Source organism: Anaerococcus groningensis (assembly GCF_046365465.1).
In the GTDB taxonomy this organism is placed as follows: domain Bacteria; phylum Bacillota; class Clostridia; order Tissierellales; family Peptoniphilaceae; genus Anaerococcus; species Anaerococcus groningensis.
Map to the genome: position 1 here is coordinate 168,136 of NZ_JBGMEG010000014.1, position 23,615 is coordinate 191,750.

A 23,615-nucleotide genomic window follows, 5' to 3' on the forward strand; every position below is an offset into this window, starting at 1 on the left:
ACTTTCCTTTGTAATCTGCGGCAAAAATTGGTATATTAATCTCTAGTGAAGGTGATATAATGAATGAAAAATTAAAAATAGTAACAAAAAATAAAATACCAGCTTACGCTACATCTCAAGCTGCTGGAATTGATTTATACTGTTCTAATAAAGAAGATATAGAAATAAAACCAAAAGAAACTTGTAAAATCGATACTGGACTTAAGGTTCAAATTCCAAATGGATACTTTGGAGCTGTCTATCCTCGTTCTTCTACAGGTGTAAAAAGAAAACTTATGCTTGCTAATACTATAGGAGTAATTGACTCTGATTATAGGGGTGAAATTATGATTTACTTTTATAATTATGGAGAAGAAACTCAAATAATAAAAAATGGTGACCGCTTAGCTCAATTGGTTATACAACCTTACCAACAGTTTGAAATTGAGTTAGTAGATAGCCTAGATGAATCTGATAGGGGTGAGGGTGGATTTGGTTCCACTGGTAGATAATGGATAGTAAAAGAGTAAATAAGAAACTAAAGAAGAATAAGTATAGGATAATAATTTCAATTTTAGGTATACTAGTTGTAATTATGTTAGGGTTCTTAATTAGAAGACACAATATAGAAAAAGAAATATCCAAGTATGATAATGAAATACTTATAGTAAAAGGTGAGGGTAACCAAATAGATTCCCTAACCCTTAAAGAAATCAGAAAGCTAGGGGTAGAAAAAAAGTCTATCAACCTTAATAATGGATTAGAAAAAGCTACTATTGAGGGGATTGCTATTGAGAAAATTATAGGAAATCTTAATATAAACTTAAAGGATAGATCGTTCTTAGTAATCGAAGATAATGATGGCAACCAAGAAAGAGTTCACATGTCAGCAGTCCTAGAGCCTGAAAGGGTATATTTGGTTTATAAAATGGATGGAACTCCTTTATATGATATTAGCCCTAATTATGGAAAAATGATTTTAGTAGATACTACTGATGACTCAGCTTCGTCTTGGGTTACTAATGTAAAGACCTTAGATATAGAGTAGGCGCTCACCCAAAGGGTGGGCTTTTTTTTATGGTATAATGATAAATAGAAGAGGGATATGAGAATGAAAGATAATTTTACATATGAAAAATTAACACCAATGTTAAAACATTATGTTGATGTCAAAAATAATTTTAAAGATGCCCTGTTACTTTATAGGGTAGGTGATTTTTACGAAACTTTTTTTGATGATGCAATTATAACCAGCAAGGCCTTAGGTCTTACCTTAACTGGTAAAGAGTGCGGTCATGATAAAAAAGCTCCAATGTGTGGTGTACCTCACCATGTTATAGACAATTATGTCAATAAGCTTGTAAAAAAAGGCTACAAGGTTGCTTTATGTGATCAAATAGAAGATCCTAAACAAGCTAAAGGTCTTGTAAAACGTGCTATTACTCGTGTTATAACCCCAGGTACTATTACTGATATGGAATCACTAGATAACCGAGAAAATAATTATTTATTATCTATCTTTCAAAATAATTTTGGTCTCTCCTTATCCTATTGTGATATATCAACAGGAGCTATATTTACCATAGAACTAAAAGGATCAGATGATTTTATTGCCAAACAGGCCATAGATCAGATAGAAAAAATCAACCCTTCTGAGATAATTATAAACGAAAACTACAAACTTAAAAGTTTAGCAAAATATCTAAATCAAAATTCTAATATATTTATAAATTATATAAACGATGATGCTAGATATGAAAAAAGAGCAGATACAATAATTGAATATCTAGGAAATGATAATCTTTTAAAGATAGAGGATAAAAGATTATCTATAGTTTCACTAGCAAACCTCCTGGACTATATATATAAGTTCTATGATGAGAATTTAAAACACATTAATAATATAGAAGTTCTAGAAATATCAAATTACTTAGAACTAGAAGCAAATACAAGAAACAATCTAGAGCTTCATAGAAACTTAAATAACAACACCAAGGATGACACAGTACTAAAAATTCTCGACCAAGCAGACACAGTTATGGGGTCTAGAATAATAAATGAATGGTTAGAAAGGCCTCTAGTAGATTTAGATAAAATTAATAGAAGACTTGATATAGTAGAATATTTTAATACCAACCCTATAGATTCTCAAAATATATCTAACTTTTTAAACGATATTTATGACTTAGAAAGATTAGTAGGAAAAATTTCCTACAAAAGAGCCAATGCTAGGGACCTTATATCTCTTAAAAACTCTCTTAAAAACATACCAGATTTAAAAAAATATTTAGAAAAAAGCAAAGATCAAAATATAAAAAATCTGGGTCTAAATTTACCAGAAGTAAATAGCCTTTATAAAATATTAGAAGAAGCTATTGTGGATGATCCACCTATATCAATAACTGAAGGTGGAATAATTAAAATTGGTTTTAATAAATACTTGGATGATTTAAAAAATGAATCGGAAAATGCACTTGGCAAATTAGCAGAATACGAAAGTCAAGAAAGAGAAAAAACCGGAATTAAAAACTATAAGATAGTATTTAATAAAAATAATGGTTATTCAATTGAAATAACTAAGAGTAACTTAGATAAGGTGCCAGATACTTATATAAGAAAACAAACTTTAAAAAATCAGGAAAGATATACAACAGAAACCTTAGAAACCCTGTCTAACCTAATTATTGGAGGTAAAGATAAGGTAAATGATTTAGAATATCAAATATTTAATGAAGTACGAGATGAAATATTAAACCAAACTCTAATGATTCAATCCCTTGCAAAGATGATTGCAAATATTGATGGCCTAAATACTCTTGCTAGAGTTGCAGCAAATAATGACTATGTGAGGCCAAAACTTAATAATAATAATGAAATAATTATTAAAGGTGGGCGTCATCCAGTCATTGAAAAAAATCTTAAAGAAAATGAATTTATAGCCAATGATACAGAAATTGGGCAAAAAGATAATATAATCCAAATAATTACAGGTCCTAATATGGCTGGTAAATCAACTTACATGAGACAAATGGCAATTATTATAATTCTTGCACAAATGGGATCTTTTGTTCCTGCAAGTTTTGCTGAAATAGGAATATGTGATAAGGTATTTACTAGAATTGGAGCAAGCGATAATATTTCCAAGGGTGAATCAACCTTCATGCTTGAAATGAATGAAGTTTCAAATATTTTAAAAAATGCTACTGCAAATTCATTTGTTATCTTGGATGAGGTTGGTAGAGGAACGTCATCAGATGATGGTTTGAGTATTGCCATGGCTCTTGTAGAATATATTTCTAAAGTAAAAAAATTTAAAACAGTTTTTGCAACCCATTTTCATGAGTTAACTATTTTAGAAAATGAATTAAACAATGTAGTCAACCTAAAGATTGAAATATTAAATGATGATGACAATCTAGTTTTTCTAAGAAAAATTAAAAGAGGCAAATCAAATCGTAGCTATGGTATAGAAGTAGCAAAGCTATCTGGCCTGCCAGATGAAGTAATAAAAAATGCTCAAAAATTTATGGAAAAAATTGATGGGGATGAGATATTTAACCTAGATAAAAGTACAGATTTAAAAGAAACTTTAGATCAAATAAATAATGATAAAATAGATGATATTAAAACTTTAACTACCGATATAAACATCAACGAACTAACACCTATAGAAGCAATAACTAAGCTAAATGACTTAGTTGAGAGGATAAATAAATTATAATGCCAATTATAAAGCTAGATGATAGAACAATTGAACAAATCGCAGCAGGGGAAGTAATAGAATCCCCTGTTTCTGTTGTCAAAGAATTGGTAGAAAATTCTATAGATGCAGGTTCAAAAAACATTGTTGTCGAAATAAGAAAGGGTGGCAAGACCTACATCAGAGTAACTGATGATGGAGTAGGAATAACCAATGAGCAGATGCCTTTGGCATTCGAAAAACATGCTACATCTAAAATAAAAGATTTCTCTGACCTATATGATATATACTCTCTAGGATTTAGAGGAGAAGCCCTGGCAAGCATTACTACTGTAGGCCATGTTATTGCAATTTCTAAAACAGCAAATGATAATGTAGGTAAAAAAATAGAGTTTAAAAATTCTAAGATAAATGAATCGCCTATAGCTACCAATAATGGTACTAGTATAGAAGTAATGGATTTATTTAATAATGTTCCAGTTAGAAAGAAGTTCCTGAAATCAGATATAGCTGAATCTAATTCTATTTCAAAGTTAATGTATTCTCTAGCTATAGGATATAAGAATATTTCTATAAAATATATAAAAGATGGCAGGGTGGAGTTTAAGACAAATGCCAATGATCCTTTAGATATAAAAATACCAAATCTACTTGATGAAAGTTTAAAGGATAATTTGATATCTATATCGAATAACAATGACTTATATAGCATAGAAGGTTTTATATCAACTTCAAATTACTATAGGGGTAGTAGGAGCCTTCAATATATATATGTAAACAATAGACTTATAGATAGTAGCATAATTACCAAAGCCATAGAAAAAGAATACAAGTCATTTATACCGCAGGGTAGATTTCCAGCCTTTTTTATATTTTTAAAAACTAATCCAAAAAATTTAGATGTAAATGTTCATCCAAACAAAAGAACTATCAAATTTTCTTATGAGGATGACTTAATCGATTTAATAGAAAGTTCCATCTACAAAGTTTTAAATAAAAAGTTAGAAGCTAATACTATAAAAGTTAAAGAAAATAAAGAAAAGAGTATACCTGACCTATCAAACTATAAAAGCCTTTTAGATACTTATAGTGGTTTTAATATTGTCAGAGAAGAAAAATCAAATTATGAAGACAATAGCTTTTTTGACTTAGGTAAAAAAATAGAAACTTCATCTCCAATTAAAAAAGTAAAGCAAGATATTACTGAAGTTAAGAATCATAATTATAAATCTGATTCTTTTATAAAAAAGAAGTCATTTTTATATCTAACTAGTGTGTTTGATAAATATTCCTTATTCAAAGCTGATAGTGGCAAGCTTTATCTAATGGATCATAGGAGAGCTGACCAAGCAATTAAATTTTCAGAATATATTAATGAACTTGATAGTTCTAAGATTTCTTCTCAAGTACTTCTTAATCCCTTGATAATAAAGCTTAGAGCAGAAGAAAAAAATATATATGAAGATAAAAAAGATTTTATAACTAGTCTTGGTTTTGATGTAGAGGATTTTGGAGAAAATCAAATTATAGTGAGGTCCATTCCTACTATATTTGAAAACGAAATAAATGAAAAACTTATTTTAGATTTGATAGATATGGATATAGCAAGTAAAAATGAATTATTTTATAAAAATCTCTATAAAAGAGTTAAAAAAAATTCTTTTAGAAAGGGTCGTAAAATTAATAAAGATACTGCTGAAAAACTTATATCAGATTTATTTGATTTAGATAACCCTTATAAAACCTATGATGGAAAAACGGTTATTTTAGAAGTTGAAGAAGAAATTCTGGAGAAATATTTTGACAGATAATGTAATTATAATCACTGGACCTACTGCAAGTGGTAAAAGCGACATTGCAATAGAAGTTGCAAATGCTTTTAATGGTGAAATAATATCTGCTGATAGTCAGCAAGTTTACCGCCATATGGATATTGGTACCAACAAAATAAAAAATAATCATGGGATTTGCCACCATATGATAGATGTAGTTAACCCAGATCAAAATTTTAGTGTAGAAGATTTTTCCAATAATACTTCTAAACTTATAAGCGAGATAAACAGTAGGGGAAAAGTAGCTGTAGTTGCTGGAGGAACTGGTTTTTATATAGATTCGATTTTATTTGATATGAATTATGGAAAAGTTGAGCAAAATCCAGAATTTAGAGAAAACCTACAAAAAATCACTGAAGAAAAAGGGAATGATTTTTTATATGATAAATTACTAACAATTGATCCATTAACTGCTAAAAAATATCATCCTAATGAAGCTAATAGAATAATTAGAGCCCTTGAAATTTATGACTCAACTGGTGAATTACCATCTAAGGTTAGAAGTGGTGAAAAAAAACTAAATGATAATATTAACCCGATTTTATTCTTTTTAAATTATAAAGATAGGACTGGTATTTATCAAAAAATTAACAATCGCGTGATAGAAATGATAGATCAAGGACTTATAGAAGAATTTGTAGAAGTGGTAAGAAACTATAATCTTAATTCTAATTCTCAATCCATGGCAGCAATTGGTTATAAAGAACTATTTCCATTTATAGATGAAGAAATTGATATAGATGAATTAATAGATTTGATTCAAAAAAATACCAGACACTATGCCAAACGCCAAGTAACATGGATGAAACGATATTTAGCTTATGATTTCACTCACGAAATAATAATGGATAATTTAAATAAAAATGATGCGGCTGATATAATTATTAGCCTTATAAAGGATACTTATGAATTTTAACGATATATATCAACACTATAATATTGATCCAAGCTTTGATCAGCTGATAAAAGAGGCCGAAAATGATTTGTGTGATGATTTTAATAAATTAGAAGAAATTTCTGAATTTAACCAGTTAAAGGTATTAAAAGCCTTTAATAAATATAAATTAAATACCCAAGATTTTATATCTGCTACAGGATATGGATATGCAGACACAGGACGAGAAAAAGTTGAAGAAATTTTTGCAGATATTTTTAAGTCCGAAGATGCCTTAGTAAGACCAAGTATTGTTGCAGGCACTCATGCTCTATCATTAGTTTTGTTTGCATTATTAAACCACGGGGATAAAATGGTTGCAATCACTGATGATCCTTATGATACCATGCAGCAAGTAATAGGAATTGCTGGTAATAAAAAAGGAAACTTACTATCAAAGGGAATTAGCTATGATAAGCTGCCTTTAGATAGTAACAATCAAATAGACTATGGTAATATTTCTAATGTAATAGATAAAGACACCAAGCTTGCTCTGATCCAAAGATCGACAGGCTACACCCAACGCCGTGCTTTTACAATTAGCGAGATAGGAAAAGCTGTAAGTGAGATTAAAAGAGCTAATCCAGATACAATAGTTTTTGTGGATAATTGCTATGGTGAGTTTACAGAAGATAAAGAACCTATTGAAGTTGGAGCTGATATAGTAGCAGGATCTTTAATTAAAAATCTAGGCGGTGGCATAGCTATTACTGGTGGCTATATTTGTGGAAAGGCTGATTTAATAGAATACTGTGCTAATACATTGACTGCTCCTGGCATTGGTAAGGATGAAGGTTTAAGTTTTGGCACAACAAGACAAGTATTACAAGGTTTATACTTTGCTCCTCATATTGTAAAAGAAGCTATAAAAGTAGGTTTATTATTTGGAAAAGTCTTTGATAAGCTTGGCTATGATGTAATACCAAAAGTTGATGATCCACGAAGTGATATAGTGCAATCAATTATATTTAAGGATCCAGATAAGGTAATTACCTTTTGCAAATCTATCCAAGAAGTAGCATCAGTTGATTCTAATTTAGTACCAGAGCCATTTCCTATGCCAGGATATGAAGACCCAGTTATAATGGCAGCTGGAGGATTTGTTGAAGGGGCTACTTCTGAACTATCAGCAGATGGACCACTCCGTGAACCATATGTGGCGTATTTACAAGGTGGATTGAATTATTACCATGGAAAGCACGCTCTAAAATGCGTTTTAAGCAATTTTAAAAAACTAGGATACATATAGGTACCCTAGTTTTTATATCTCTAAATTAGAAAGTGGGTTCTTATTGATAGCATTTTTCAAATCCTCATCTTCAAGGTGAGTATAGATTTGAGTAGTAGAAATATTGGTATGGCCTAAGATATCCTTTAAAGCTCTAATATCTACATTCCCATACTTATACATAAGTGTAGCAGCTGTATGGCGTAACTTATGAGTTGAGTAGATACTAGTATCAAAACCTGCTTTTCTTAAATATTTTTCTATAGTTGATTGGACAGCTCTATTTGAAATTCTGTTCTTCCTAGTAGATATAAACAGGGCATCAATATATAACTCATCTAGGTAATCTTTTCTTATTCTAAGATAATGGTGGATGACTTTTAAGGCATTCTCCGTTAAATAAATGGTGCGTTCTTTATTTCCTTTACCAACTATTGTAAAATGATCATTTTCAATGTCAGAAACATTGATACTTACAAGTTCAGATAACCTCATACCTGTAGTTAAAAAGGTAAAGACTATAGCCATATCACGTGCTCTAAGAAAGTCATTTCTTTCTGTATTTATTACATTTAGTAGTCTTTCGGTTTCTTCTAAGGTGAGGTAGACAGGTTGCCTTTTGCTAATTTTAGGGTTTTTTAACTTAACTGTTATATTATTATCAATTACTTCAATTTCCTGATATAAATAATTATAAAAAGACTTTATAGCAGATATTTTTCTAGATCTAGTAGTTGGATTATCATTTTTTTCATTATCTAAATAAGATAGGTATGAGTAAAAATCAGTAATTTTAAGGTTTTCTAGAAAGTTTGGTGTTATAATCTTATTAATATCCTTAGGATTGAATTCATCTTTAAAAGTTTTCTGATCACCATAATAAATTTTTCTTATAATCTGATATTCGAAGAATACTTCAAGATCATAGGAGTATTCTTTAATAGTAGTAGTAGAGAGTCCGCGTATAGATTTTAAATAATTTAAATAATCTGCTAGAATGATAGGTTTTTGTTCTGTCATAATATAAAATTCCTTTAATAAGTGTATAAATTAGTTTTTATATGCGTTTATAATAAAATTGTACCTCTATTTAAAATTTATACAATTATTGCACAAAATTATTATTTTGTGCAATAATTTATGTTACTTAATCTCCTCCCTTTTGCATATATTTATCTATATTTTATTAAAATGTAATAAAATCTAACGAAAGCCTAGTTTTTATCCTTATATAAAAGTTAATGCTAGAAAGTTAAGAAGGATCCTTTACTTACTTTTTATTAAAGTCATAGTCTGTATAGTTCAAAGGTTAAACATTTTCATTTTTCAATATTAATTATTGAGCTAATATTTTAGTCATTAAAATTCTCATATATTTTTACACAATCTACTCAAAATAAAAATGAAAATTAAAAAAACTGCCAATTATAAAATCTGGCAGTTTAGTTTGATTTCATTACTATTTCTAATAAATTATCTTGCATATTCTATTGCATTTGATTCTCTTAAGACGTTTACTTTTATTTCTCCAGGATACTCTAGCTCTTCTTCTACACGATTTGCAATTTCTCTAGCAATTACGATCATTTCATCATCTGATACTTTTTCTGGTTTAACCATTATTCTAAGTTCTCTACCAGCTTGTAGAGCAAATGATTTTTCTATTCCCTCGTAAGAATTTGCTATAGCTTCTAGATTTTCTAATCGTTTGATATAATTTTCTAAACTTTCTCGACGGGCACCTGGTCTAGCTGCTGATATTGCATCAGCTGTTTGTACCAATATTGATTCAACACAATTTGGTTCAACTTCTCCGTGATGAGATTGAATAGCGTTTATAACGTATTTATTTTCTCCATATCTAGTTGCATATTCTACACCTAGATCCACGTGAGTTCCTTCCATTTCCTGGTCTATAGCTTTACCAACATCATGCAGTAATCCACCTCTACGTGCAGTTTGCGCATCAGCACCAATTTCTTCAGCTAGCATTCCCGCAAGCTGAGCTACTTCTACTGAGTGTTTCATGATATTTTGTCCATAGCTTGTTCTAAATTTCATTTTACCAACAAGTCTTACCAGTTGTGGATGGAGGTTTCTAACTCCTGCAGCTTCTACTGCTTGCTCGCCGTCTTCCATGATTCTTTGTTCAACTTCATCATCAGCTTTTTGTAAAGTTTCTTCTATTCTAGATGGGTTTATACGTCCATCTTGAATTAATCTTTCTAAAGCTACTTTTGCTATTTCACGTCGAACTGGCTCAAAGGATGATAATACAACTGCTTCTGGAGTATCATCTATTATTAAATCTACTCCTGAAAGTTGTTCGAAGGCTCTTATATTTCTACCTTCTCGACCTATTATACGGCCTTTCATTTCATCATTTGGTAGGGTAACTACTGATACAGTATTTTCTGCAACTTGGTCAGCAGCATAACGCTGGATAGTTGTTGCAAGGATTTCTGTTGCTATTTTCTTGCTTTCAGTTTTTACTCTTTCTTCAGCTTCCTTTATTAGTTTTGCTGATTCATGGATAGTATCTTTTCTAACGTCATTAAGAATTATTTCTTTAGCTTCACTATTTGTTAGGCCTGCAATATTTTGCAATTTCAACTGTTGTTCTTCAATCAGTTTATCAATGCTGTCTTCTTTTTGTTTTAACCTCTTCTGATCACTAGAGATTTGATCAGCTTTTTTGTCAATCAATAAAGCTCTATTGTCAAGACTTTCTTCTTTTTTAAGTAAGCGAGATTCCCTTTTATCAAGTTCATCGCTTCTTTTGCTTAACTTCTTATCATTTTCTATTTGCAATTTAGATATTTCATCTTTGGCCTCAACAAGAGTTTCACGTCGTAAAATTTCTGCTTGCTTATTGGCATCTTCAATGATTTGGCGACTGAGTTCATCAGCTGCACCTATCTTTTTTTCACTAGATTTTTTTTGATAAACGAAGTCTAAAATAAAAGCTAACAATACGAAGGCGACAGTAATGATTATAAAAACTGGGTTATCCATTTAATATCACCTCCTATTAAATTCTTGGAAATTAGTTTCCTTTATAATTATACCATAAATTGATAATTATACGAATAAGATTTATTAAAAATATACAATAAAAAAGTCCTTAGATTTACTAAAGACTTTTGTTTTCTTTTATTTGCTTCTCATACATCTGTTTATAATAACCGTTATTTAACATTAAATCGTCATGCTTGCCCATTTCTACAATCTTACCATATGATAAAACAATTATTTTATCGACATCCTTTATAGTAGATAACCTGTGGGCTATTATAAAGGTAGTCCTATTTTTCTTTAACCTATCTATACCATCTTGGATTATAGTTTCCGTTTCTGTATCTATATTTGATGTTGCCTCATCTAAAATTAATATCTTAGGGTTTCTGATATAAGCTCTAGCAAATGATATGAGTTGTTTTTCACCTTGAGAAAGATTTGATCCATTTTCTAACACTTTTGAATGGATACCTTTTTTAACTAATCTTTCTCCTCCTACAGCTAATAAGGCTTCTTTTATTTGTGTATCTTTATACTCCATTCCAAGTGTTATATTTTGTGCAATATCTGCCTTAAATAAAAAGGCATCTTGTAAGACTACGGCCATATCCTTTCTTAAGTTTTCTCTATCAACTTTTGAAGTATCTACCCCTCCTATAGTTATTTGTCCGCTATCTGGGGAATAAAAGTTTAATAGTAAATTTATTAGGGTTGACTTTCCTGATCCTGTTTGACCGACAAAAGCTATAGACTGACCCTTTTCTACATCAAATGAGATTCCTTTTATAACTTCTTCACCATCTATATATGAAAATCTAACATCATTAAATATTACATCTTGATCGATATTTTCTATCTTTTCAGTTAGTACTTCTTGTGATTCTAATTTTAGTAGCTCAGCTATGTGGCTAGCCGATGCCATAGCTTCTTCTACCTCACCTAGCCTCATTATAATAAATCTTATTTCAGTAAATAATCTATTAGTATATTCAAAAATTACATATAAACTTCCTATGCTAACTGTATAATAATCAGTAAGTTGACCAAGACCAAAATAAATTAATACTATAATAGAAGCTAAATAAGTTACTATATCCATGGCCCTAAAACCAGAATAAGATCTTACTTTCGCTAATTTTTTAGCCATAGAATAAATATTATCATTTGTTTCATTAAACTTTTCTTTAATATAATCCTCTTTATTATAAACTTGGATAATTTCCATATTTTGGATGTATTCATTTATTTGAGCATTTATTTCAGAAGTATTCTTTCTGATCTCACTAGTATAGGTCCTAGTGTAATTAGTAAAAGACCTGTATATTAGATAAACCACTGGAGCCAAAGGCAGTAACATTAATCCTGCTATGGGGTTAGTTACAAAAAGAGTTATTATAAGTCCTACTACTAGGATACTTGCTGTAGCTATGTCAGTAAAGATTAATCTAAACATAACTTTCATCTTATTTGTGTCATTGGTTATTCTAGAAGAAATCTTTCCTGCAGGAAGATTGTCAAAATATGAAATAGGAAAAGAATTTACTTTTTTATAAACATCATTTTGCATTTTAAAAGCTATATTACTAGAAGCTTTTTCAAACGATACTGTTGTCCTATTTGCAATAAATCCTGCCAAAGTACTAACTGCGACATATAGTAATAGATAAAAAACTATAAGCTTAAATTCATCGGAAGACATATCTTTTCTTATTAGATTGTTTATAACATATCCTAAAATTAGAGGTGTGACTAGCTCTAAACCAGTTCTAATAAGGGATAAAACAAATCCTTTTATAAAGGAAGGTTTTTCAGTTTTGGCGTATTGTTTTAATAAGTCTTTTACATATTTATCTTGCTTAGCCATTCATTTCACCTCCACTTATCTGGTTTTCATATTGGTTTTTATACCAAGAATCATAGCTTATTAAGTCCTCGTGATTACCAACATCAGTTATTTTACCATCTTTCATTACAATTATCTTATCGCAATTTTGGACTTGGCTAATCCTATGGGCAATTATAATAGTAGTTTTTCCTTTTCTACTCGCAGTTAAGTTTTTTATAATATTTTGCTCAGTATTAGCATCAACTGCACTCATAGCATCATCCAGTATAAGTATTTGTGGATCTTTTAATACAGCTCTTGCAATAGATAGTCTTTGTTTTTGTCCACCAGACAAAGATACACCCTTCTCACCTGTAAGAGTTTGAAGGCCATCCTTAAATTCTCCAATATCTTTACTAAAATCTGCAATTTCAATAGCCCTCTTTATCTCACCATCACCTGCTTCTGGTTTTGAAAACTTGATATTATTTTCTAAGGTATCAGAAAATATCATGTGCCTTTGAGGAACATATCCTATATTCTCTTTAAAGGACTTAGCAGAGATTTCATCAAAGCTACTATCGCCGATTATTATTGAACTTTTGTCAACCTTGTATATATCTAATAATTGTCTTATAAGAGTAGTTTTACCACTAGCAGTTTTACCAACTATACCAAGAGAAGTTCCATTTTCGATAGATAAATTTATATCTTCTAAGATGTTATTTTTACTGGATGGATACTTATAGAAATGATTTTTAAATTCTATGGTCGGATTATCATCACTTAGATTTTTAAGACTAGAGGTATCATTTATTTCTTCTTTATAATTTAGAATCTCAACTATTCTATCCATAGCAGCGGATGCTTGCTGGCTAAGGTTTAAAAATTCACCTAAAGCAAACATTGGCCATATAAGCATGCCCAAGTAATAAGTAAATGAAACTATTTTCCCAACTGATAGGTTACCTCTTGAAACTAAAAAAGCTCCGTAGCCTACTGCAATAGCATAGGAAATAGAAGTAATAAATATTTCAAAGGGTTCAATTAAGGCTTGGATTTTTACAAGACTAATATATCTATCAGCAAGTTCCCTAGTTTTTTGCTTAAATCTTTCAGCCCTAAGTTTACCTATATTATAAACTCTAATTATCCTTATTCCTTCAACATCTTCTAGAACCCTATCTGTAAGATCATCAAAAGATTTATTTACAAGTTTGGACCTATTATATATCTTATCCATTAGCTTATAATAGCCAAATGCTAGAATTATATATGGAATTATAGCATAAATTGTCATTTTAAAGTCAATTGTTATTATCATCATTAATATGATAAATACAGGAAATAAAACCGCATCAAAAAAAGCTAGCACTCCAAATCCAGCAAATTGTGCTACTTGGCTAACATCCTGAGTAGACTTGCTCATCAATGATCCAGTTGGATTATTTTCATAAAACCTTTGTGATTGTTTTAAAAACTTATTCATTAGCTTATCACGTGATAAGTATTCCATCATCGAAGAAGCTTTAAAAATATTATAAGACCAGGCCATAGCTGTAACATATTTTAAAATAACTAAAATAATTGCAATTATAATCATCTTTTTGAAGTTATTTATAGTTAAAGTATTATTATAAACCATGTCTATTAATTGGCCAGTAATGTATGGTAAAAATAAAGATATGACATCACTTACAATTAGGGAAATAGACCCTAATATATAATTTTTTTTGGCATATCTTATAAACCACTTAAAATTTTTAAACATATATACTCCATGTTTTGTAATAAAATTGCTTAGAAAAAAAGTCACCTATATAATATAGGTGACAAAATTTATATCTGATTAAACATCCATTTGAGATGCTACTTCTGCAGCGAAATCTTCTTCTTTTTTCTCGATTCCTTCGCCAACTTCAAATCTAGCAAATCTTCTAATTTTAATGTTTTCGCCAACTTTGCTAGCTGTATCTCTTAGATATTGCTCAACTGTTTGGTCAGGATTTTTAATGTAAGCTTGGTCTAATAGACAAACTTCTGAGAAATATTTTTTAAGTCTTCCTTCTACTTTTTTCTCAGCAATCATTTTTTTCTTATCTTCTGGCATATTGTCTGAAGCTTCATTAATTGCTTGGTTAACTAATATTTCTTTTTGTTCAGCAACATCTTTTTCATCAGCATCATCTTCTGAAATATATAAAGGATTTGCTGCAGCTATGTGCATTGCAATATCTCTAGCAAAATCTTGAACTGTATCAGTGTTTGCAGAAAAGTCTGTTTCTGTGTTGATTTCTACGATAACACCGATTTTGTTGTTATGAATGTATGAACCAATAACACCTTCAGCTGCAACACGTCCTGCTTTTTTATCTAATGTAGCTTGTCCTTTTTCTTTTAAAAGTTTTACAGCTGCATCGATATCGCCATTAGATTCTTCTAAGGCTTTTTTGCAGTCCATCATTCCAGCGCCTGTCATTTCTCTTAATTCTTTTACTAAACTTGCACTTACTGCCATTGTTTTCTCCTTAATTTTCTTCTGTTTCGTCATATGCAGCTTTTTCAATTTCTTCTGCTGCATTTTCTATTTCTTCATCTGATAGAGAAGATTCTGTATCATCTTCTATTGCTTCATCATTTTCTAGTGAAGTATCTTCTTCATCTGCTTGTTCGAAAAATTCTTCAGCTGATGGATCAAATTCACTTCCTTGATTTGCTTCAACTACAGCATCTGCAATAATAGATGTCATAAGTTTTACCGCACGAATAGCATCATCGTTTCCAGGAATTGCTAAATCAACTTCATCTGGATCACAGTTTGTATCAACTATTGCTACAACTGGTATACCTAGGATACGAGCTTCGTGAACTGCAATTGATTCTTCACCTGGGTCTACAACGAATAATACATCTGGAAGTTTTTCCATATCTTTTATACCACCAAGATTTTTTTCAAGTCTATCCATTTCTTTTTGGTATTGAAGTACTTCTTTTTTAGGTAGAAGGTCGAATGTTCCATCTTCTTCCATTTGTTCATATCTTTTTAGTTTGTCAATGCTTTTTCTGATTGTGTCAAAGTTTGTTAGCATACCACCTAACCATCTGTTGGATACGTAGTATTGACCAGATCTTTTAGCCTCTTGTTCGATAGCATCTTGAGCTTGTTTTTTAGTTCCTACAAATAAAACATCTCCGCCATCTGCTACAATATCTCTAATCATTGCGTAAGCATCTTCGATTTGTGTTGCTGTTTTTTGTAAATCGATAATGTAGATGCCATTTCTTTCTGTGAAGATGTATTTAGCCATTTTAGGATTCCATCTTCTAGTTTGGTGTCCAAAGTGTACACCAGCTTCTAGTAATTTTTTCATTGAAACTACTGCCATATATATTCCTCCGTTTTCTTCCTCCACACTCTTCTTTTGATTATCTAACCACAAGTGGCAACGAGATACTCATCCGAGTGTGTGTATATTTTTGTAGTACTGTAATATTTTACTATAGATTATAGGAAATATCAATACTAAAACATAGCTTCTACAAAAGATTCTGAATCAAATTTTTCTAGATTATCTATACCTTCTCCAAGACCAATATATTTTACTGGTACATCTAGCTCTACTTGTAATGGGAATATAATCCCTCCCTTAGCAGTACCATCTAATTTTGTAAGAATAAGTCCAGAAATATCAGTAACATTTTTAAATTCTCTAAGTTGGTTTACTGCATTTTGACCTGTGGTTGCATCTAGCACTAGTATATTTTCACGTGTTGCACTACCTGCATGAGTATCAATTGTTTTATTGATTTTTTCCAACTCTTTCATTAGATTTTTCTTATTGTGTAAGCGTCCTGCAGTATCACATATAAGCACATCTACATTTTTACTTTTCGCAGATTTTATAGCATCAAATATAACTGCTGATGGATCAGCTCCCTCACTATGTGATATCATTTCTACATTTGATTTATCTGCCCATTCTCCCAATTGTTCTATTGCTGCTGCCCTAAAAGTATCTGCGGCTGCAAGCATTACTGACTTGCCATCTTTTTGTAAACTATGAGCAAGTTTTCCTATAGTAGTTGTCTTACCTACTCCATTTACACCTATAACAAGAATAATTGCTAGCTCGTTTGGCACTATATTTAAATTATTATCCAGGTTATTCTCATCTAGTTTCTCAACCATAATATCTTTAAGTAATGGGTATATTTGGTCAGATTCTTTTATACTTTGTTTTTTAATCTCATCACGTAAACTATCTACGATGTCTAAAGTAGAATCCATCCCTATATCAGATGAGATAAGAATTTCTTCAATCTCTTCATACAGATCATCATCAATTTTAACATTTGCAGTAAATAAATTTTTGATTTGTGAGGAGAATTGATCACGTGTTTTTACTAGACCTTCTTTTATCCTGTCAAAAAATCCTAATTTCCCATGAGATTCTTCTTTAACTTCATCTTCTGGATAATCTTGGTAGTCTTCGCCTAATTCATAATCGTCATAAGGTTCATTCTCGTAATCGTAGGCTAGCTTATCATCATAATTATTTTCTTCATAATCGTAGCTTAAGTTTTTATCATAAGATTCTTCAATATTTTCATCAAAGTAGACTGGTTCATTAGATATAGGTCTATCTTCAAAAGTAGATTCATCCTCTACTTTCCCATCTTCTGTAAAAGAATCACTAGGCCTATAAGTTGATGATTCAAAGACTATTCTTTCATCTGTAGGTTGATAACTATTATCTTCAATATTTGATTCATTATAATCTTCATCTTCGTAAAAGTCGTCATCCTCATCATAATTATCCTCATAATCACTATCTAGATACTCTTCTTTTACATCCTCATCTTTTTTCTTTTTTCTAAAAAAGTCAAACATCTTTCCTCCTTAGTTTATATTAGTTGGGTTTAGGGCTGGGATAAAGCTAGTAAGCTTATATTCATTTATAAATTCATTTCTTATTTTATTAACTGCATCTCTTACTGCATCAAGGTCACCATCTGGTGCTTTTATAATAATATTATACCTATGTTTATTATTTATTCTTGATATTTTACATGGATTCGGACCTATGATTTCTACTTGATCAAAATCAATTAACATTTTTTTCAAACTATTTGTAAACTTACGAGAGATATCAATAGTTTCTAATCTATTCTTATCTATTATTTTTATGGTTATTATATTTTTAAAGGGAGGGTAGGAAAAGGCACTTCGTTCGATAAGTTCATTTTTGAAGTAATTTTCATAATCACTATTTTTTACTGCTTGAATAACAAAATTATCTGGCCTATAGGTTTGTATTATTACCTTGCCCTTTTTCTTATCGCGTCCACTTCTTCCAGCAACCTGGGTTAAAAGTTCAAAGGTATTTTCTTGTGACCTAAAATCACCTACATTTAAGCTAAGATCTGCAGATATTATCCCAACTAGGGTTACATTTTTAAAATCAAGGCCCTTTGCTATCATTTGAGTGCCCAGGAGGATATCTATTTTATTGTTTTTCATACCCTCATACATCTTTTGATAACTTGCTTTACTCGTAGCCTTCATACTGTCCATACGCATAATATTTGCATGTGGGAATAAGTACCTTACTTCTTCTTCCAATTTTTCAGTTCCTGCTCCAAATTCTTTTATTTTTTTAGAATGGCAATTTGGACATACCTTCGGTTGGTTTTGAGTTCTGCCACAATAATGACAGATGAGTCTATCAATTTTTTTATGATAAGTCATTGCTACATCACAGGCATCGCATTTTATAACATAGCCACATGTTCTACAAAAGGTATAGGAATCATGGCCAATTTTATTTAAAAATAAAATAATTTGTTCATTTTTTTCTAAGTTATTTTTAATTTCTTCTTGTAATCTGTAGCTAATTATTGAGTAGTTGGAGTTTTTTAACTCTTCTTTTAAATCTACTATTTCTATATCTGGGAGATTGTTATTTACTCTATTTTTTAAATGTATTAAGTCATACTCTCCGTTTTGGGCTCTTGTCATTGTTTTTATGGATGGAGTTGCTGATGCTAAGATTAAGTTACAATTATTGTAGTTAGCTCTAAATTTTGCTATTTCATCAGTATGATATTTCGGATCTTTTGATGAGATATATGAATTATCATGTTCTTCATCAATAATAATAATACCAAGATTCTTAAAAGGAGCGAAAACTGCAGATCTAGCTCCAATTGCAATTTTCACCTCACCGTTATTTATCATCCTCCATTGGTCAAAGCGTTCACTAGGAGTAAGTCCTGAGTGAATAATGGCTATTTTTTCATCAAAACGACCTTTAAATCTTTCTATAGTTTGTGGAGTAAGAGATATTTCTGGAACTAAAATTATGGCTTCCTTACCTTGATTAATTACTTCTTCTACCATTTGTAAGAATATTTCTGTTTTACCTGATCCAGTAACTCCAAATAATAAGAAGTGACCACCTGGCTTTGCTTTTATTTTATTAAAAGCTTCTTCTTGCTCACCATTTAACTTAAATTTCTTATATTTATCATAATCTGTTATGATATCTTTTTTTGCTTCTTCCTTTTTAATTGCCACTATATTTTTTTTAATAAGTGAATTTAGGCTAGACTTTAAAGATTGGGTTTCTTTTAAGAGAATACTGACTTTAGTTTTACCATTTTTTTCTAAGTAAGTTACTAGAGCTTGCTGCTTGTTGGCATTAGCATTTAAAGAAAAATTGTTACCAGTAAGATAGGCATATTCATCATATCTAATATTTTGAGTATTTTTGATATCATAGGAAACACCTAACTCTCCCTGGTCTACTAATTCATTTATTTCATTTTTTATGTCGCCAAATTTTTTGCATATCTCATCCATAGTTCTTTTTTTGCTTAGAAACTTAATGATATCAGAATTATCATCTGATTTTGCATAATAATAGGTTTTGATATTTTTTATATCAGTTGGTGGCATCACTTGTTTTAAAGATGCTTGGATGGGTGACATGTAAGTTTTGCTCATAAAAAAAGCTAAGTTCATTAGTTCTTCTGAAATTAGCCTTCTATCATCAATAATGTCAAGGATGTCTTTTATTTCATAAGCGGCATCTACTATATCAATTATTTCATAAACAAAAGCAACGCTAGTTTTATTTCCTTTACCAAAAGGAACTAAAACTCTCATTGCTATGTCAATTTTATTATTAAATTTTTCTGGTATATGATAGGTAAACGCACGATTTAAAAATCTACTTTTACTATCAATTATTACTTTTGCGTAAATAATATCACCTTATTAAATCTAAGATTTGATTTGCAAGTTCAGTTTTTGTCATCTTGTCTAAATCTTTTACACCATCAGCAGAAATTATACTTGCTATATTTGTATCAGCATTAAAACCTGCTCCAGCCTTAGTTAGGTCGTTGGCTATGATGTAGTCTGCATTCTTCTTTTTTAGCTTTTTATTAGCATTTTCAATTAAATCATCTGTTTCGGCAGCAAAACCAATTATAGTTTGCTTTGATTTTTTCTCTCCAAAATATTTTAGAATGTCTATATTTTCTATAAACTCCATTTGTAAATTTTGGCCAGACTTTTTAATTTTACGATCACTAACCACACTAGATTTATAATCAACAGGAGCTGCTGCCATTATTAATGCATCTGCATCTTCAAAATTTTCTTCTATGGCATTTTTCATCTCTTCATTAGTACTAACTTCTATACGGTTAAGACCTTTTATATCAAAGGGTTTTACAGGTCCTGAAACTAATACCACTTCTGCTCCACGTTTTTTCGCTTCATTTGCAATGTTATAGCCCATTTTTCCACTAGAATGATTAGTAACATATCTTACAAAATCTATGGGCTCCATGGTTGGTCCTGCAGATACGATGATTTTTTTACCCTTAAGATCTTTTTTTGTAAAATAATCTTCTAAGTATTCTACAATATTTTCTGGTTCTTCCATCCTACCATCGCCTACAGTATTACAAGCTAATACTCCTGATTCTGGAGCTATCACTTTTACACCATATGATTTCAATGTTTCAATATTTTTTTGAGTTGCAGGATTTAGAAGCATTTGTGTATTCATAGATGGCGCTATAATCACATCCTTATTACAAGCAAGATATGATGCAGTTAAAAAGTTATCTGAAATACCATTTGCCATTTTGCCAATTGTATTTGCAGTGGCTGGAGCTATAAGCATTACATCTGCCCATTTTGGTAAATCTATATGGTGGACACTTTCATGGTGGCCCTCCCACATATCAGTATAAACCCTACATCTAGCCATAGTTTCAAAAGATAGGGGTGTAACAAATTCTGTAGCTGCTGGGGTCATTATTACTTTTATATTTACATTTTTTTTCTTAAGTCTAGAACACAATTCTAAAACCTTATAGGATGCTATTCCCCCACTTATTCCTAATAATATATTTTTATTTTCAATCATTTTTTAGTAACTTTGCCCTCTATTACTTCATTTAGGGCTTGGGTTACAGGTTTTGCTTCGACGTGATTAGTAAGTGGAGCTGATCCGCTTACGATTCTTCTTGCTCTTTTTGAGACCATCATGCAGATATCATATCTACTTGGGCTTATTTCTGATAATTTTTTAAAAGATGGGTTATTCATCTAAGATCTCCTTTATATCAAAATCTTCTTCTCTAAATACTTTGTGCTTTTCAGCATTTATTATCTCATTTACTGAATTTATAGCTGAATTAATGTGGTCATTAATAACTAGATAATCATAGTACTTGATATATTCTAATTCTCTACGCGCATTTTTCATTCTTAGATTTATATCATGTTCTGTCTCAGTTCCTCGTCCTACGATACGATTTTTAAGTTCTGATAAACTTGGGGGCGCCAAAAATATGAAGACAGCATTGTCAGTATTTTGCTTTACATTTATCGCACCTTGAACATCAATTTCTAAGACAACTATTTTTCCTTCATCAATTTTCTTATCTACAAACTCTTTTGGCGTACCATAATAATTGTTATGTACATGGGCATATTCTAAGAACTTATCCTCATCAATCATTTGTTTAAAATCTTCATGGCTTTTGTAAAAATAGGATACTCCCTCTATCTCCCCATCCCTTTTATCACGAGTAGTGGCAGATACAGAGTATACTAAGTTTTTTTGTGTATTCATAAGATCATGAAGGACAGTACCCTTACCTACTCCTGATGGACCAGATATGACTAATAAAAAACCTTTCTTCATTACGCCTCCTTATTATAAATATTTTACTTTTTAGACCCCTTATTACAAGTAAGAAAAAAAGTATAATGAATAATGAGGTGAAATAATGACATATGATGGAATAGTAACAAGAAAAGTAGTTAACGAATTAAATGATAAACTTTTAGGAGGGAAAATACAAAAAATCACCCAACCTTCTAAAAATGATATTGTGTTTAATGTGTACTCCATGGGTAGTAGCTATAAACTACTTTTAAGTGCTAATAATAATGAAGCCAGAATAAATTTGACAAATAAAAAATTTGAAAATCCAGATGTGCCCCCTAACTTTACTATGGTACTTAGAAAACATATCAACCAAGGTAAAATAGTAGATATTTCTCAAAAAGGATTAGACAGAGTTGTAATATTTTCTATAAGTTCTATCGATGAGATGGGTTTTGACACTAGCAAGAAACTTATAGTTGAAATTATGGGTAAATACTCAAATATTATTCTAACTGATGATAATTACAAAATAATTGATTCTATAAAAAGAGTTAGTGAATCTATGTCATCCGTTAGACAGCTATTGCCAGGACTTACTTACGAATTTGTAGAAGATAGCAAATACGATATAACAGATACAGAGTTTACTTATGATATCAAAAAATTAGACCAAAAGCTTGCTGATAATACTAAGCCTGATAAAATATTTCATAAATCCTATACAGGATTTTCCCCTATTGTTGGTAAAGAGATAGTATATAGGGCTGGTATAGATCCAAGAATTACTTGGGGGCTAGTAAGTGAAGATGAAAAACGAATGATGAATAAGATCTTATATCAAATTCGAGATGATATTTTAAATAAAAACCTAGATGCTTATTCATATAAGGATAAGAAAAAGGTAAGAGAATTTCATACGCTAAAGCTTACTCATTTAAGTTACGAGGAAAATAATTATCAGTTAATGAGTGATGCCATAGAAGAATTTTTTAATGTAAATAAAACCCATGATAGGTTAAATCAAATAAAATCTGATTATATTAAAAAAATAAATTCTCATGTAAAAACAACTCAAAAAAAGATAAATATCTTAAATGATAATATATTAAACGAATCAAAAATAGAAGGTCTTAGAAAAAATGGAGATTTATTATCAGCAAATGTTCATAGAATAAACAAGGGTGATAAAGAGATTTTATTAAACGATTTTTACAATAACAACGAAGAAGTGAAAATTGACCTTGACCCTTTAAAAACCCCTTGGGAAAATGCAGAAGCGTTCTATACTAGGGCTAAAAAAATTAAGAACTCTGTAGATTATGCTAGAAAAGATTTACCAAAGCAAAAAGAATATCTAGATTATTTAAACCAATTAATAGACTTTACCCAAAGATCAAATAGTATAGATGATTTAAATGATCTACGTGATGAGATGGTTGAAAATAATATTATTAAAAAATCGTCTAAGCATAAAATTAAAAATAAAAAATCTAAACCTTACCACTTTGTTACAAAAAATAATTCTGATATCTATGTTGGTAAAAATAGCAAGCAAAATGATTACATTACCTTAAAACTTGCTAATAGAGATGATATGTGGTTTCACGTGAAAGATGTGCCAGGCAGTCATGTTATCCTCAGGTCAGATAATATAAATGAAGATGATGTTATTATTGCCGCCTATCTTGCTGCTATTAACTCATCAATAAGTAATGAAGAAAAAATAGATATTGACTATACTGAAAAGAAAAATGTAAATAAAGCCAAGGGTGCAAAACCTGGTATGGTTTATTATGAAAACTTTAATACTATAACCGTAGATACTAATGATGACTTAAGTAACCAATTCAAAGAAATTGAATAATAAAAAACCGGACCTTTATTTCAAGTTCCGGTTTTGTTTTT

General features: G+C 30.3%; 18 protein-coding genes. 7 read left to right on the forward strand and 11 right to left on the reverse strand.

What is annotated here, in order from left to right; genetic code table 11:
* Positions 1-59: 59 nt before the first annotated feature.
* The 6 genes from dut (at position 60) to AB9Q04_RS07825 (ending at position 7,694) form a co-directional block, all read left to right on the forward strand.
* The gene (gene dut / locus AB9Q04_RS07800) at positions 60-491 is read left to right on the forward strand and encodes a dUTP diphosphatase (protein ID WP_410024778.1); all 432 of its coding nucleotides are present in this window, start codon (positions 60-62) and stop codon (positions 489-491) included.
* Entirely contained in the window at positions 491-1,027 is a 537-nt protein-coding gene (locus AB9Q04_RS07805; protein ID WP_410024779.1) for a hypothetical protein, read from the forward strand. The genes dut and AB9Q04_RS07805 overlap by 1 nt, the downstream gene beginning before the upstream one ends.
* Positions 1,028-1,090: 63 nt before the next feature.
* Positions 1,091-3,700, forward strand: coding sequence for a DNA mismatch repair protein MutS (gene mutS / locus AB9Q04_RS07810; protein ID WP_410024780.1), 2,610 nt, complete (start codon positions 1,091-1,093; stop codon positions 3,698-3,700).
* The gene (gene mutL, locus AB9Q04_RS07815; RefSeq protein WP_410024781.1) at positions 3,700-5,490 is read left to right on the forward strand and encodes a DNA mismatch repair endonuclease MutL; all 1,791 of its coding nucleotides are present in this window, start codon (positions 3,700-3,702) and stop codon (positions 5,488-5,490) included. The genes mutS and mutL overlap by 1 nt, the downstream gene beginning before the upstream one ends.
* Complete coding sequence (miaA, locus tag AB9Q04_RS07820; RefSeq protein ID WP_410024782.1) at positions 5,480-6,427, forward strand: tRNA (adenosine(37)-N6)-dimethylallyltransferase MiaA; 948 nt, start codon at positions 5,480-5,482, stop codon at positions 6,425-6,427. Before mutL ends, miaA begins: the two co-directional genes overlap by 11 nt.
* Positions 6,417-7,694, forward strand: a complete 1,278-nt coding sequence (locus AB9Q04_RS07825) for a methionine gamma-lyase family protein (protein ID WP_410024783.1) — start codon at positions 6,417-6,419, stop codon at positions 7,692-7,694. Before miaA ends, AB9Q04_RS07825 begins: the two co-directional genes overlap by 11 nt.
* A gap of 12 nt (positions 7,695-7,706) precedes the next feature.
* Here the strand turns inward: AB9Q04_RS07825 and AB9Q04_RS07830 are convergent, their stop codons facing one another.
* The 11 genes from AB9Q04_RS07830 to gmk all read right to left on the reverse strand — a co-directional run bounded on the left by AB9Q04_RS07830 (position 7,707) and on the right by gmk (position 21,743).
* Complete coding sequence (locus AB9Q04_RS07830; RefSeq protein ID WP_410024784.1) at positions 7,707-8,693, reverse strand: tyrosine recombinase XerC; 987 nt, start codon at positions 8,691-8,693, stop codon at positions 7,707-7,709.
* A 453-nt stretch (positions 8,694-9,146) separates the two neighbouring features.
* On the reverse strand, positions 9,147-10,688 hold the full coding sequence (rny, locus tag AB9Q04_RS07835; RefSeq protein ID WP_410024785.1) for a ribonuclease Y: 1,542 nt from the start codon (positions 10,686-10,688) through the stop codon (positions 9,147-9,149).
* A gap of 118 nt (positions 10,689-10,806) precedes the next feature.
* Complete coding sequence (locus tag AB9Q04_RS07840) at positions 10,807-12,555, reverse strand: ABC transporter ATP-binding protein (protein ID WP_410024786.1); 1,749 nt, start codon at positions 12,553-12,555, stop codon at positions 10,807-10,809.
* Positions 12,548-14,287 carry an ABC transporter ATP-binding protein gene (locus tag AB9Q04_RS07845; RefSeq protein ID WP_410024787.1) on the reverse strand — a complete coding sequence of 580 codons (1,740 nt, stop codon included), beginning with the start codon at positions 14,285-14,287 and terminating at the stop codon, positions 12,548-12,550. Before AB9Q04_RS07845 ends, AB9Q04_RS07840 begins: the two co-directional genes overlap by 8 nt.
* 78 nt (positions 14,288-14,365) lie before the next feature.
* Positions 14,366-15,034 carry a translation elongation factor Ts gene (tsf, locus tag AB9Q04_RS07850; RefSeq protein ID WP_410024788.1) on the reverse strand — a complete coding sequence of 223 codons (669 nt, stop codon included), beginning with the start codon at positions 15,032-15,034 and terminating at the stop codon, positions 14,366-14,368.
* Between the two features lie 10 nt (positions 15,035-15,044).
* On the reverse strand, positions 15,045-15,902 hold the full coding sequence (gene rpsB / locus AB9Q04_RS07855; RefSeq protein WP_410024789.1) for a 30S ribosomal protein S2: 858 nt from the start codon (positions 15,900-15,902) through the stop codon (positions 15,045-15,047).
* Positions 15,903-16,039: 137 nt separating this feature from the next.
* The gene (gene ftsY, locus AB9Q04_RS07860) at positions 16,040-17,407 is read right to left on the reverse strand and encodes a signal recognition particle-docking protein FtsY (protein ID WP_410024790.1); all 1,368 of its coding nucleotides are present in this window, start codon (positions 17,405-17,407) and stop codon (positions 16,040-16,042) included.
* A gap of 9 nt (positions 17,408-17,416) precedes the next feature.
* Complete coding sequence (priA, locus tag AB9Q04_RS07865; RefSeq protein ID WP_410024818.1) at positions 17,417-19,786, reverse strand: primosomal protein N'; 2,370 nt, start codon at positions 19,784-19,786, stop codon at positions 17,417-17,419.
* A 1-nt stretch (position 19,787) separates the two neighbouring features.
* A complete protein-coding gene (coaBC, locus tag AB9Q04_RS07870; protein ID WP_410024791.1) occupies positions 19,788-20,960 on the reverse strand; it encodes a bifunctional phosphopantothenoylcysteine decarboxylase/phosphopantothenate--cysteine ligase CoaBC in 1,173 nt (390 codons plus the stop codon).
* Positions 20,957-21,142, reverse strand: a complete 186-nt coding sequence (rpoZ, locus tag AB9Q04_RS07875; RefSeq protein ID WP_394011551.1) for a DNA-directed RNA polymerase subunit omega — start codon at positions 21,140-21,142, stop codon at positions 20,957-20,959. The genes coaBC and rpoZ overlap by 4 nt, the downstream gene beginning before the upstream one ends.
* Entirely contained in the window at positions 21,135-21,743 is a 609-nt protein-coding gene (gmk, locus tag AB9Q04_RS07880; protein WP_394018147.1) for a guanylate kinase, read from the reverse strand. The genes rpoZ and gmk overlap by 8 nt, the downstream gene beginning before the upstream one ends.
* A gap of 85 nt (positions 21,744-21,828) precedes the next feature.
* On the opposite strand from gmk, the gene AB9Q04_RS07885 reads away from it, so the two are divergent.
* Positions 21,829-23,574 carry an Rqc2 family fibronectin-binding protein gene (locus AB9Q04_RS07885; RefSeq protein WP_410024792.1) on the forward strand — a complete coding sequence of 582 codons (1,746 nt, stop codon included), beginning with the start codon at positions 21,829-21,831 and terminating at the stop codon, positions 23,572-23,574.
* Positions 23,575-23,615 lie beyond the last annotated feature (41 nt).